The following is a 12,225-nucleotide window of genomic DNA, read 5'->3' on the forward strand; positions in this document are numbered from 1 at the left end:
AGCTTGGCACGTGTACTGATAATCAGGAATTGAGACTGACAATGTAGTCTAACGTCTAAGATGACACTAGGAAGCATCGTACTACCAAACAAGAAGATGCACGTGTGAAACATATGAAGTTAAGATTGCAGAAGTGAAGTTGTAGGTGAAGGGTGCAGGTTATAAGCTCCCTCTTTTTTGAAGCCACTAATTCATCGACCGCTTTGAACCAGACCCTCATTTATTTAGAGATGTTCGAGACAACGAAAAACAAAACACATACCTCGTTTTCAGAGATGATCTCTGAAGCATATTCCCTGAAATTTCAGTTGGTGAGCAATCAACGGTTAATCGAGTTGTCACAGGTCCGAGCCCTGGCCCTGTTCGGGGAGCCATATGGAGAGGTATCCAAGCTGGCCGAAGGAGTACGACTTACAATCGTACTCCTTTTCTAATTTCGGTTCGACACTTCTGCTTTCTGCTTACGCTCCCGATACTGGCCGGGGGTGATTCCTTCCCATTTACGAAATGATCGGATAAAGTTTTGTGGATTGTTGTACCGAAGTCGTGCTGCGATATCTTTAACGGTTAGATCACTTTCGTCAAGCCATTTTTTAGCGATATTAAATCGGTACTTGGTCAGATATTCACTAAATGCACAGCCTGTCTCTTTGCGGAAAACACTACTTAAGTAGTTGGCATTGTAGTGAAGCTTAACAGCACATTCCTCAAGCGTCAGATCCTTATCATAATCTTGATGAATCATGGCAATCATTTTCTCAGATATATGTTGATACTGGGCATACTGTCTTGCTTTAAAAACCTGGATGATGGGCAAGATGACTTGATGGTTAAACCATTCCTCAACTTCAGCAGCGTACTGCAAACCATGAAGTTCATGAAACATCGAGCCCCGACCTTGGGAGATCTGTCCGAGTCGTATGCCGGATTCCTGAGTCATTTGCAAAATATGCGTGAGTAGCCTCGTAAGAGCCACCTCATACTCCTCGGGTGTAACCTCCATACCAAAGATCACTTCAAGCAGTTGTTGCAGAAGAGCAGAGGCCTGGACTTCGTCCGCACTTTGAATAGCTTGGATCAATGAATATTCCAATGATTCCGGGTAGGTCATGGGCCAAGTGGGAGCGTAATGATCTATGTTCTCATATTGAAAAATAATGCCTGTTCCCAGCTTCATCCGATGCCTCAATGCTTCCATAGCTTCTGTGTAAGCTTGAGGGATGTGATATATAGAGCTGTGCGGCTGGCTGAATCCTATACTGACTTGAAGAGTTAGAATCTTATCCATCTGTTGTTGTAACTGGTCTGTTAATACATATAGTTGCTGTGAAAAAATAAACTGATCCTGTTCAACGGTCCCAATCACCGTGACTACCGTATGTTCCAGCACAATGGGAAGCAATTGTTGGTTATGCACAACCGTTTCCGCCAATATATTTTGAATAGCGAATAATAAGAGGTCACGATCACTAGCTCTATATTTTGTATGATTAACGAGATCGGCCTGTAATGTAATAACAGCAATTTGTTGCCATTCCCGAACCTGATGCGTGTAGCCATATTCATTCAAGGTGTCATGAAGAGTATGCACAGGGCTCCTGCCCTGGAACAGATTCATCATAAAATGAGTGCGAATCTGCAACAGATGCATATTAAGTGTGTTCTCTAATTGGGAGCGAGAGGCAGATAATTGTGAGACTCCTGCTCTAATCTGTTCGAACTCATCAGAAAATGGTGGTGATTGCTGAGCTAATGTTTTTCCTTCTTTGGACAGATGGTTGTCACCAAGTTGGGTTAAAAGTTTACGAATCGGGACATGCATTCGCTTGGAGCCGAGCCAGGCGAGTAATAATGAAAGTAAAAGTAAGAAGATACTGATATACAAGGTGTGTAAGCCGATATCGATATATTCTTGTGTCAGAATATTGGTAGGTGAGATTAGAACATATGTCCATCCTTTTAAGGTAGAAGGGCTATATGTCAGGGAATAATGTGTATCTGCGATCTTGACTTCCCGTTTTTCAAAGCCTGTTGAAAATGTAATGGGTGATAGTTTGGTTATGTTGTCTTCCGTATCCCGATCCTGTAATCCTAAGGCAGACAAAGGTTGTCCAATGTATACAGGATCGGGATGGACCAAAATACGTTGTTCCCGATTCAAGATGATCAGTCCTGAGGCAGCATTGCCTAAGAAGGCTTCTCCAAGTGTATTTTGCAAAGAGCATGCAGGAATTCCCGCAATCAGAGCAGCATCGGAAGACGTATTTAGATCCGGAATAGATCTCGCAAGGGCAATATGATAAATACAGCCTGTACCGGGTGAACGCTCATCATTACTGAACACCGATGAAGGGGAGAGCTGCCATCCAGAGGTTAGCGTATCCGATATCAATTCCTTCATGGGAAGAGCCAGCGGAAAATCCGTATTACGATATAATCCGGCATGATCAATAAGCCAATTCTGAGATTGATTCACCAGGGTAATATCCAGCATAGGTTCCCATGACCTCATATTCTTAAATTCACTCTGTAGTTTGTCGGCAAGCAAAGGCCCTTTCCCTTCCAGTGAAGAAGAAGCAGACAGGGAACGGAGGGTTACTGGAGAGCGAACGGCCTGATCAAGCATATAACTGACTGTAGCGAGTTTGTGCTCTACGTTGGATTGCATTTGTTCCAGCAACTGTCTGTTGGCCTGCGTACGATGCAGCTCAGTTTGGTTCGATGAATAGATAAATGCGGCAATTCCCGTTAACAAAATGGGCAGGGTGCTTAACAGGATTCCAAAGATGATCATCTTATGGAGATAGCTGATTGGTCGCACAGTTTCAGTTCCACCCCTGACATTAGAAATAGTAACACTTTCTATTTTAGTAAACGCTTACATATAGAACAATCTAAATTTTGTTTATTTGGATAAATAAGTAATTTTATGAGAGGGTATAGAAGTAGAGATAAGGGATTGCTGATAGATGATCTTGCAGAAACGGCTAGAGAAACGGCTTGGACTGACTATCCAACACGGAATCATGAGAAACGAAATTGCAGTGTGAACGTAAATAGAGACATGGACATCATTCTCTCTACAGGTCGATATCGGCTAAAGGGCAGCCTGAATACGGGTAATGGAAGGTATCTGGAGTGTTATTCAGCTTAGGTGGAACGTTGGTCTTATACAGGGACAGTCAAAGGTCCAACTAGATCCCCGACCTGAGTCTAGGATGAAAAACCGTCCACGGTCTGTTTTGAAAAGTCGCGGAATCCCCTAGAATAAGGACATAAGGTTAAACAAGAAACACGGAAACAAAAAAACAAGAAACAAACGAACAAATGACTCAACACATTAAAACGAACGAATGGAAAGGGCGGTGAACAACAATTATGAGATTGAATAAGGGAAATGGCTGGGCGATTGTATTGATTGCGCTGGGTGCACTACTCCTCTTCGGAAAGTTAACTCCACTTCTTGGACACTTAATGGGTTATCTGATTCCGGTCCTGATGATTGCACTGGGATACTACGGAGTTAAACGAGGGAATGTGATGCTTGGCTGGATTGTTCTCATCATCGGTATCATCTCACTGATGGGTAAACTGGCATGGTTGATCGGACCGATCATCGCGATCGGGTTAATCATCTTTGGTATCTCAATGCTAAGTAATAACCGCAGTCGTCGTGGTCGGTACTAAGTTTTCACGATTATGAAAAGGAGGGACAGAACATAATGAGTGTATTTCGTCGAATGCGGGATATTACCGTAGCCAATCTGAACGAACATTTGGAGCAAAGTCAGGATCCAGTTAAACTGATTGATCAGTTCCTGGTCTCGACCCGCCAAGACATCGGTGAAGCCGAGAAACTTCGTCATCAATATGCAAGCCATACCAGACAAATGAAACAACAAGCCGATCAGGCAGCAGGTATGGTGAACAAACGGGAAGAACAGGCTTCCATGGCTTTGAAAGCAGGGGAAGAACATCTCGCTAAGCTGGCCTTGCAGGAGAAAATCCTCCACGAGGAAAAAATGGAACAGTACAATGAATTGTATGCACAAAGTTATGCGGCATTACAGGAGCTGGATGAACAGATCGACCAGCTGAAGGTTGAATATCAGAATGTATACAGCAAACGCCAATATTACTACGCTCGTATGCAGACGATTCAGTTACAACAACGTATGAACCAGAGAGGCAATCACAACGGTCAGAATGTACCTCGTATGTTTAACCGACTGGATGATCAAGTCTCTGATCTCGAATATGAAGCACAAAGTCTCCGCGATATCCGGCGGATGAATCAAGATGGTTCAGGAGTGACTGGCAGCATGTCATCCTCTACGCTGGATAAGGAACTGGAACGCTTAAGACAGAAATTGAACAATGACAGAAAGGAGTAGTCACATGAGTAAATTATACCGCTCGGCGCGTAATCGAATGCTAACAGGTTTGATCGGCGGCATTTCTGAAAATCTCGGATTGAGTACCACGCTGCTACGTATCATTTTCTTCATCAGTATTTTCGCTACGGGAGGTACATCATTGTTGATCTACTTCATCGCTGCATTAGTGGTACCAAAGGAATCCAATCACGTTGATCCATATGCTTATGATTCCAACGTAAGAGGATACAAGTAAACGAAAGGAGCAAGCACATGAGCAAATTATACCGCTCAACGCGTGACCGGATGTTAACCGGCTTGTGCGGCGGAATTTCCGAAACCATCGGAATGGATTCCACCCTGCTGCGTATCATCTTTGTTATCAGTATCTTCGTAACTGGCGGCACGTCGTTGTTAATATACTTTATTGCAGCACTGGTGGTACCAAAAGAACCGTATCCGCCTTATGATCCATATGGCTACGGTCCGGGCCCAGGCCCTGGTCCTGGTAGAGGATACAACAACTATGATCACCAGCCACCAAGAGGTCCTTTTCAAAATAATCACAACCAGCAAGGTCCTGGTAACTTCGGTCCCGGCCCTGGATTCAACGGCAGACCTCAATCTGGTCCCCGTTCTTATGACAACAACGCCTACGGAGCAGGAGCACCACAAGAAAGTGAACTTGATTCCATGATGAAAGATATCGAGAAAAAAGCACTGAAAAAAGAAGTTGAAGAGCTTCGCCAAAAATTATCTCGTTACGAGAAGGGAGAAAAGTAAAATGGGAGTATTTAAACGGATTAAGGATATGACGAAAGCATCGGTAAATGATATGTTGGATAAAGTAGAGGACCCGATTGTAATGTTGAACCAGTACTTGCGTGATATGGAGGCTGAGATTCATGAGGCAGAGGTAACTGTTGCAAAACAAATGGCAAATGAGCGTCGCATGAAACAACGTTTGGATGAAGCGGAGCGTACTTCGGTACAACGTGAGTCCCAAGCAGAAGCTGCTCTGTCTAACGGTCAGGAAGAAGTGGCACGCAAATTGTTGGAAGAGAAAATCTACTTTGATCAAAAAATTACGGAGTACAGCGAACTGCATGCACAGTCCGAAGCACAAGCAAAAGATCTGTTGCAACAGTTGCATGATATGAAAGATGAGTTCTACAAAATGCGTAACAAACGTAATGAACTCGTATCCCGTGCACAAATGGCAAAAGCCAAAAAACAAATGTCTTCCATCAACAGCTTGCATTCGATCGAAAGTGGCGGCGCATCACTTGGATTCCACCGCATGGAAGAGAAAATCATGCAGCTGGAAGCTGAAGCTGACGTAGCTCGTGCACCTTATCGCAACACATCATCCACGTATACGAATCCTGTAGATGTGGAAAAACAGTTCAAAGTGGATCAGCAATTACAAGCCCTCAAAAACAAAATGGGCAATGGTTCCAAGAATGAAGCGAACGGAACTTCAAAAGAATAACTGTTCGCTTAGTGGACAATATGATATTCTATAAATCGTGTATAATGTACGGTTGGTAGAACAAAAGTTAAGCCATACAGGACTTCATTGCCTGGTATGGCTTTTCCGTTGAATAAAGAGAGATTAACTTACAGAGGAGGTGCGGCGGGGATGAATCAAAAGAGTAAATGGCTTGCAGTTGTCATTATGATTATTGGCACAATGATGTTATTGAATGACAATATTAACTTCCTGACCGCTGCCGCACTGATTCTGTTAACGGTTGGAATGCTTCAAGTCCGCAATGGGGATACCCGCAAAGGTCATCGGTATCTTGGCATTGGTGCGGCACTGTTATTGCTGGATAATTTAATGATTGTATTTTTGATTGTACTTGCGTCTTTAGCTTACTTTTATTCAAAAAACAAAAAGATTCATCTGGACGAAGGCGTTATGAAGAAACAGAATTTCATGGCTCGTTACTACTGGGATCAATCATCCTGGACGTTACGTAGTATGAGTCTGTGGCATGCCATAGGTGAGGTTAACGCCGATCTATCTCTTTCGATTCCGGAGGAGAAACAAACGATTGTGCTGCTGCAAGGAGTTATGGGTAATGTTCGCCTTACACTACCAGAAGATTATGGTGTGGAGATTGAAGCATCGGTTCTTTTCGGCCGGATTAATCTTCTTGGAGAACAAGATAGCGGCATGATGAACAAATTAGTATGGAGAACACCTGGATATGAATCCAGTGAACATAAAGCAAAATTTGTCATTTCTTATATTGTTGGCGACCTAAACATCAGTAATCCGTAGTAAAATAGATGAAGAGAAGGAGGAGACCCCGATGAAGACAAAACGACATACCGACATGGTAACCCGAAGTATGGGTGAAGGGATCCTCCTGGTTTTCATTGTGCTCGCTGTTATTTTGTATGTATTGTATACATATGGTTATCTTGCTCCGTTTACAGGTTGGCGTCATCTGATTCAATCGGGTCTGGCCTTATTGCTGCTTCTGATTGGAATCGGTGCGGTCTTTGGGTTCTATCAGAGTTACCGGGTTAAACGCCGGCTCGAACTGCTGCGGGAAACACTTCTACTGTGGGAGAAGGGCTCTCTATCACGCACTGTACCTGATCTGGGCGATGATGATGTGGGCCGTTTAAGTGAGCAACTCGGACGAATCGGCAAAAAGTGGGAAGATCAGATATCTTCGCTCCAGCGATTGTCTACTCATAATGCACAGCTTGCTGAACAAGCCAGAATTACGGCTATTGTGGAAGAGCGGCAACGTTTGGCACGGGAACTGCATGATGCGGTATCGCAGCAATTGTTCGCGATATCCATGACAGCAACAGCCGTTGGACGGAAGATGGAGAAGGATTTTGAACGTGCTCAGAGGCAGGTGGCTTTGATTGAGGAGATGGCTTCGGTAGCCCAGTCCGAGATGCGTGCGTTACTGTTACATCTGCGGCCAGTCTATCTGGAGGGTAAACATCTCGAACAAGGTCTGCGTGATCTGGTGATGGAACTGAAAACAAAAGTACCCATGGACATTGTGCTCGAAATGGACGAAGACATTGATCTGATCAAAGGCATTGAGAATCATCTGTTTCGAATCGTTCAAGAGGCTATGTCCAATACGTTACGGCATGCAAAGGCGGAAAAAATGGAGATACGGATCCAGCGCCGTACTGATGCGATCCGGGTATTGATTCGTGATGATGGGCAAGGCTTCGATCTGGATGAGAATAAACAAGCTTCCTACGGTCTGGCTAACATGCGTGAACGTGTTACGGAGATTGGCGGGGCCATACAATTTGTAACAGCGCCTGGTAAGGGAACGCGGATTGAGATTACGATACCTTTGATGAACGATGAAAGCGAGGAAGAACATGTCAATGGAACCGGAAGTCGAAACGGAGACGGAAACGTCGATCAAAGTATTGCTCGTGGATGATCATGAGATGGTACGTATTGGTCTTGCAGCGGTACTGGATACCGAAGATGGAATTGAAGTTGTTGGTGAGGCAGGTAGTGGAGAGGAAGGCATTCGGCTTGCACAGGAGTATAAGCCTGATGTTGTTCTGATGGACCTGGTTATGGAAGGCATGGATGGCATTGAGGCTACTCGTCAGGTACTTAAAATGTATCCGGAGTGCAAAGTCATCGTATTGACCAGTTACCTGGATGATGAAAAAATGTATCCTGTCATTGAAGCAGGCGCATTCAGTTATCTGTTGAAAACATCAAGAGCCAATGAAGTGGCAGATGCGATTCGCGCAGCCGCTCGCGGGCAATCCGTTCTGGAGTCACAGGTCGCTTCGAAAATGATGAATCGATTTCGGCAGCCACAGGCAGCAGCTCCTTTGCATGATGAATTGACAGACCGTGAAATGGATGTGCTCCGGTTGCTCGCCAAAGGTAAATCGAATCAGGACATCGCTGATGATCTGATCATCGGCATTAAGACAGTCAAATTCCATGTTACCAACCTACTGGCAAAATTGGGTGTAGACGACCGTACACAGGCAGCGATCTATGCTTATAAAAACGGACTTGCAGAGTAAGCAAGATCATATGCAATATCATAATCAAGCCAAAGAACCGTGCATTAATGTGCGGAAGTTATAGATAAGAGATGATTTATATAAATTGAATTAAAGATTTACACAAAACGGAGAGGACAGAAAGAACCTGAAGAAGCGAAGCTAAAAGCTTTCTGAAAGAAAGCTACTTCGGAAGCATACACTTCGCCTTTATCCCGAGATTTTCACCTTGAAAAAGGGAATTAAAAAAATCTGGGGATAACAGCGATCGGAAGGTTGTTCTGTCAGCGGAGTGCGAGTGTAAATATTGATTAGTTCAATTTATCTAGAAAAGGATGAATGCAAAGCTCTGATCTGCCATGTAAGTGGCGGCGGAGCTTTTTTTGATGTGTGCAGAAGAAGTATAGCAAATATGCGAAAGGGGCATGCTGTTGATAGATTCATAGAATGCAAGAAAGAAGCGGGGGATTCAAATGTTAAATCGTTGGATGACAGCAGGTATCTTGGCAATAGCAATCATTATTCTTATCGGTGTGACACAGGTATATGCAGAGAAGAACGAATCCAAAGCTGCCCAACTGGAACAACTAATCTATACAGCTGACAGCGTGATTGATAATGTTGATCGTCTGGTGATTAAATGGCAAGGAGAAGGCCGGGGAGATGCACAAGCACAAGCAGCATTACTGGCCAGTCACTTGGGACTGGAACAACCAGTACGGGTAAGCCAGACGGGCCATGATGTGTATCGCAGTGAAGTAGTACCAGTTGAGGCTACTGGTGGAGAAGCAGGCCTGTTGGTCAATGTCGTCGAGACTGGAGATAACGGTTACTACGCCATCGTACAACTTTCAGCGGATGCACACACGGATCGGAAGGCATTAATGACAGTACATGAACAGATCGGTCAACTGCTTGTAGACTCAGGGATGAAGGCAAACTGGAATATGTCTGTGCAAGGTACGGCAGCTAATGTTATTAAACGTGATGCGAGTCAGCAGTTAGCACTCATCGAGAAAGACCTGTCCAAAAATGTGGATATCGCCTCCATTGAACGTTATACGGATGTAGCCAGCGCAAGTGTCTCTTATAAGGCGGCTGAGCTGCCCCTATCGATCAAGAGTGGCTCGCACATGTTGAATATGCAACTCGCAGTTCACCAGGTTGGAGACGAGGTCGACAATCGAATTACAGTGGGGTTTCCGGTGATTACGATTGAATATTAAGGGATGAATTTTTCATGAATTAGGACCCAATATTGAGAATCTTTATCAGAAAAATGAGTTTGAAATAGTGCATCCATTCAGTTGATATGCTAAAATGGCATCACATCCAAGAAGGAACTTGCTGGTAATTGACAGTTGTATGTCGTGCATATATAACACCATTACATAGCTCGGGGAGAGCATGAAGGTTATCTTCCCGGAAGAAAGAGGAGCCCATGGTTGAAAAACAATCGCAAGATGAAGTACAGACACCAGGCGCAGTATTTTTCATTTTTGGAGCAACGGGTGATTTGGCCCGCCGGAAGCTGTTTCCGGCCATCTACAGTCTTTACCGTGAAGGCAAGCTTGCCGAAGACTTTGCGGTTATTGGCGTAGCACGTCGTCCGAGGTCCCCAGAAGAATTCCGGGAAGACATCTATGAATCCATTAAAGAGTTCTGCCGTTATCCAGCGGGGGAACCTGATGAGTGGAACGCTTTTGTCGATCATTTTGAATACAAAGCACTGGATATCAATAATGTGGAAGGATTCAAAGAGCTGCGTGCGCAGACGGAGCATCTGGAATCGAAGTTTAAAACGCCAGGGAATCGGCTGTTCTATCTGGCATTGGCACCTGAGCTGTTTGGCAGTGTCTCGTACAGTTTGCGGGACGGCGGTATGTTGGAAAGTCAGGGGTGGAACCGTTTGGTGATCGAAAAACCATTTGGTTATGATCTGCAATCGGCCGAACATCTGAATGAGCAGATTCGTGAGGTATTCCGTGAAGAGGAAATCTATCGGATTGATCATTATTTGGGCAAGGAAATGGTGCAAAATATCGAAGTGATCCGCTTCGGAAATGCTTTTTTTGAACCGCTGTGGAATAACAAACATATTGCCAACGTTCAGATTACGCTTGGTGAGACGGTAGGCGTGGAAGAACGTGGTGGTTATTATGATCACTCCGGTGCACTGCGTGACATGGGGCAGAATCATATGCTTCAGATGCTGACGATGATTGCGATGGAACCGCCGAGTCGCCTTTTTCCGGAGGATATTCGGGATGAGAAGGTGAAGGTATTACGCTCATTGCGAGCTTTTACTTCGGATGAGGAAGTGAGCAACAACGTTGTGAGGGGACAGTATGCCGAAGGGGAGTACCGTGGCAAGCAGCTTCCGGGGTATCGCCAGGAAGACAAGGTTGATCCACAGTCGAATACGGAGACTTATTTTGCAGCACGTGTATTCGTGGATAATTTCCGCTGGGCGGGTGTTCCATTCTACATTCGGACAGGCAAGCGTCTTCCGGTGAAAACAACCGAGATCGTAGTTGAGTTCAAGTCAATGCCAAACAACGTTTACCTTGGGAAAAAGTATAAATTGGAACCGAATCTGCTAGTCATTCGGGTGAATCCGATGGAAGGCATATATATCAAAATCAATGCCAAGAAACCAGGCTCGGATTCTGAGATTCAGCCGCTTGCGATGGATTTCTGTCAGAGCTGCATGATTGGAATTAACTCGCCTGAAGCGTATGAACGTCTGCTGCACGATGCAGCAGAGGGTGATTCTACGTACTTCACCCGTTGGGATGAAGTGGCAACAGCCTGGTCCTTTGTGGATCGGATCGCAGCAGCCTGGGGGCAGAATCAAGGAGAGCTTCATACGTACCCTGCTGGAACTTGGGGACCAGAAGCGACAGATAAGCTGCTGGAGCAGGACGGATTCCACTGGTGGCCGGTGAATGGTCAGGACGAGGACAGCGTGATCTGGCAAGTGAACGGTTAGGTTAAGGGAATTAACAACATAAACACCATGACTGAGCCTGGAGACTTCGCAATTTTGCGGTGTCCCCAGGCTTTTTAGCGGGTAAAAGGGAGGTATCCATCATAAGGAAATAAGTAATTTAAATTAAGTTGTTGACAAAAAGTAAGTATGTAACTTATACTCAACACATGAGTTAAAGAGTTACGCAAATGACAAACTTCATCCGGGCAAACGTTTCGGATAAGTTATCATTCATGAGATAAAATGTAAACCAGTTGAAGGGGTTTGCGTCACAGAGAATCATGAAAAAAATATGCATAATATCTTTAATCTAAGAATACTATTTTGTATATATTGAATGGAGGAAAAAGAAAATGATGTTGGATGTAGGGTTGTTGTTGATTCGTTTGGTGATTGGATTGTCGTTCATGGCGCACGGGGCTCAAAAGCTGTTTGGTTGGTTCGGAGGTTACGGAATCAAGGGTACAGGCGGCTGGTTCGAGTCGATGGGCATGAAACCCGGTGCATTGGTGGCGTTACTGGCTGGACTCGCGGAATTTGGTGGCGGATTGCTGCTGGCTCTGGGTCTGCTCACACCGGTAGGTGGCATTCTGATTGCATTGACGATGGTCATTGCGATTGTGAAAGTCCATGGAGCGAACGGATACTGGTCCACACAGAACGGATTTGAATATAATCTCGCGATTCTGGTGGTTGGTGTAGCGCTGGCCCTGACCGGTGGCGGACAATACGCGCTGGATGCATTGATTTTCTAAACCCGATAACTAAAAATGAATGAGGAGTGCCTGGATGCCATGAAAATGGCTGAAGGGTGCTTTTTTTTTGCAAATG

Annotated in this window: 12 protein-coding genes; 11 read left to right on the plus strand and 1 reads right to left on the minus strand. The window is 44.8% G+C overall.

The annotated features are described in order from the left end of the window. Positions 1-430: 430 nt before the first annotated feature. Positions 431-2,821 carry a helix-turn-helix domain-containing protein gene (locus MHI14_RS04875; RefSeq protein WP_341129950.1) on the minus strand — a complete coding sequence of 797 codons (2,391 nt, stop codon included), beginning with the start codon at positions 2,819-2,821 and terminating at the stop codon, positions 431-433. Positions 2,822-3,378: 557 nt separating this feature from the next. On the opposite strand from MHI14_RS04875, the gene MHI14_RS04880 reads away from it, so the two are divergent. From MHI14_RS04880 to MHI14_RS04930, 11 genes are all read left to right on the plus strand, one after another. Beyond that, positions 3,379-3,687: a LiaF transmembrane domain-containing protein gene (locus MHI14_RS04880; protein WP_017692311.1), complete on the plus strand. Its 309-nt coding sequence runs from the start codon at positions 3,379-3,381 to the stop codon at positions 3,685-3,687. A gap of 35 nt (positions 3,688-3,722) precedes the next feature. After that, a complete protein-coding gene (locus tag MHI14_RS04885; protein WP_017692312.1) occupies positions 3,723-4,394 on the plus strand; it encodes a PspA/IM30 family protein in 672 nt (223 codons plus the stop codon). 4 nt (positions 4,395-4,398) lie between these two features. Beyond that, complete coding sequence (locus MHI14_RS04890; RefSeq protein WP_017692313.1) at positions 4,399-4,632, plus strand: PspC domain-containing protein; 234 nt, start codon at positions 4,399-4,401, stop codon at positions 4,630-4,632. A 17-nt stretch (positions 4,633-4,649) separates the two neighbouring features. Further along, positions 4,650-5,159 carry a PspC domain-containing protein gene (locus tag MHI14_RS04895; RefSeq protein WP_264935287.1) on the plus strand — a complete coding sequence of 170 codons (510 nt, stop codon included), beginning with the start codon at positions 4,650-4,652 and terminating at the stop codon, positions 5,157-5,159. Position 5,160: 1 nt separating this feature from the next. Next, on the plus strand, positions 5,161-5,868 hold the full coding sequence (locus tag MHI14_RS04900; protein WP_017692315.1) for a PspA/IM30 family protein: 708 nt from the start codon (positions 5,161-5,163) through the stop codon (positions 5,866-5,868). Positions 5,869-6,018: 150 nt separating this feature from the next. After that, positions 6,019-6,666: a cell wall-active antibiotics response protein LiaF gene (gene liaF / locus MHI14_RS04905; protein ID WP_036605686.1), complete on the plus strand. Its 648-nt coding sequence runs from the start codon at positions 6,019-6,021 to the stop codon at positions 6,664-6,666. A 31-nt stretch (positions 6,667-6,697) separates the two neighbouring features. Next, positions 6,698-7,813, plus strand: coding sequence for a sensor histidine kinase (locus MHI14_RS04910; protein ID WP_339788953.1), 1,116 nt, complete (start codon positions 6,698-6,700; stop codon positions 7,811-7,813). Continuing rightward, a complete protein-coding gene (locus MHI14_RS04915) occupies positions 7,755-8,423 on the plus strand; it encodes a response regulator transcription factor (RefSeq protein WP_091020933.1) in 669 nt (222 codons plus the stop codon). The genes MHI14_RS04910 and MHI14_RS04915 overlap by 59 nt, the downstream gene beginning before the upstream one ends. Before the next feature lie 452 nt (positions 8,424-8,875). After that, positions 8,876-9,628, plus strand: a complete 753-nt coding sequence (locus MHI14_RS04920; RefSeq protein ID WP_341129951.1) for a YwmB family TATA-box binding protein — start codon at positions 8,876-8,878, stop codon at positions 9,626-9,628. A 215-nt stretch (positions 9,629-9,843) separates the two neighbouring features. Further along, positions 9,844-11,394 carry a glucose-6-phosphate dehydrogenase gene (gene zwf / locus MHI14_RS04925; protein ID WP_091037967.1) on the plus strand — a complete coding sequence of 517 codons (1,551 nt, stop codon included), beginning with the start codon at positions 9,844-9,846 and terminating at the stop codon, positions 11,392-11,394. Positions 11,395-11,750: 356 nt separating this feature from the next. Beyond that, positions 11,751-12,149, plus strand: a complete 399-nt coding sequence (locus MHI14_RS04930) for a DoxX family protein (protein ID WP_053783291.1) — start codon at positions 11,751-11,753, stop codon at positions 12,147-12,149. Positions 12,150-12,225 lie beyond the last annotated feature (76 nt).

The sequence above is a fragment of the Paenibacillus sp. FSL K6-2393 genome, from assembly GCF_038002545.1.
GTDB lineage: Bacteria > Bacillota > Bacilli > Paenibacillales > Paenibacillaceae > Paenibacillus.

Coding starts and splice junctions, on each gene's coding strand:
- MHI14_RS04895 (WP_264935287.1), top strand. CDS start 4,650: ATGAGCAAATTATACCGCTCAACGCGTGACCGGATGTTAACCGGCTTG.
- MHI14_RS04890 (WP_017692313.1), top strand. CDS start 4,399: ATGAGTAAATTATACCGCTCGGCGCGTAATCGAATGCTAACAGGTTTG.
- MHI14_RS04910 (WP_339788953.1), top strand. CDS start 6,698: ATGAAGACAAAACGACATACCGACATGGTAACCCGAAGTATGGGTGAA.
- liaF (WP_036605686.1), top strand. CDS start 6,019: ATGAATCAAAAGAGTAAATGGCTTGCAGTTGTCATTATGATTATTGGC.
- MHI14_RS04900 (WP_017692315.1), top strand. CDS start 5,161: ATGGGAGTATTTAAACGGATTAAGGATATGACGAAAGCATCGGTAAAT.
- MHI14_RS04880 (WP_017692311.1), top strand. CDS start 3,379: ATGAGATTGAATAAGGGAAATGGCTGGGCGATTGTATTGATTGCGCTG.
- MHI14_RS04915 (WP_091020933.1), top strand. CDS start 7,755: ATGGAACCGGAAGTCGAAACGGAGACGGAAACGTCGATCAAAGTATTG.
- MHI14_RS04885 (WP_017692312.1), top strand. CDS start 3,723: ATGAGTGTATTTCGTCGAATGCGGGATATTACCGTAGCCAATCTGAAC.
- zwf (WP_091037967.1), top strand. CDS start 9,844: ATGGTTGAAAAACAATCGCAAGATGAAGTACAGACACCAGGCGCAGTA.
- MHI14_RS04920 (WP_341129951.1), top strand. CDS start 8,876: ATGTTAAATCGTTGGATGACAGCAGGTATCTTGGCAATAGCAATCATT.
- MHI14_RS04930 (WP_053783291.1), top strand. CDS start 11,751: ATGTTGGATGTAGGGTTGTTGTTGATTCGTTTGGTGATTGGATTGTCG.